The following is a 599-nucleotide window of genomic DNA, read 5'->3' as shown; positions in this document are numbered from 1 at the left end:
ATTCACTTTCCATTCCACCGGCAAGGCACGATCTCGACGGCCATGACTACGCGGTGCCGCCGACGGTCATTTCATCCACCCTCAGGGTCGGCTCACCGACGCCCACCGGGATCGACTGCCCTGCCTTGCTGCACGACGCCCTGCCGGGATCGCAGGCCAGATCGTTGCCGACCAGGCTGATCTTGCGGATCGTGTCGGGGCCGTGGCCGGTGATCGTCGCGCCCTTGATCGGCGCGGTGATCCGGCCGTTTTCGATCAGGTAGGCCTCCGACGCCTCGAACACGAACTGCCCGCTCGTGATGTCCACCTGGCCGCCCTCGAGGCCCGCGACGTAAATGCCGTTGCGCACCGACTCGATGATTTCCTGCGGTTCGTGGTCACCGTTCAGCATGAAGGTGTTCGTCATGCGCGGCATGGGCGGCGAGGCGTAGCCCTCGCGGCGGCCGTTTCCGGTCGGCTCCATGCCCATCAGGCGCGCGCTCAGCGCATCCTGCATGTACGCGCGCAGCACGCCGTTCTCGATCAAGGTCGTGCGCCGCGTCGCGCAGCCTTCGTCGTCGATATTCAGCGAGCCACGGGCGCCCTGGAGGGTTCCGTCG

The 599-nt window shown here is 66.6% G+C and carries 1 protein-coding gene; it reads right to left on the bottom strand.

Translation table 11 applies throughout. From position 1 onward, the window contains the following. Nucleotides 1–46 precede the first annotated feature (46 nt). Nucleotides 47–599: metallopeptidase TldD-related protein (locus FQ705_RS22410; protein WP_260854590.1), on the bottom strand; the 553-nt coding region annotated here is incomplete at its 5' end.

The sequence above is a fragment of the Paraburkholderia sp. BCC1884 genome, assembly GCF_900996225.1.
Lineage (GTDB): Bacteria > Pseudomonadota > Gammaproteobacteria > Burkholderiales > Burkholderiaceae > Paraburkholderia.
Note: the sequence above shows the minus strand (reverse complement) of the source record. Positions and strands in the feature narration are given on the sequence as shown.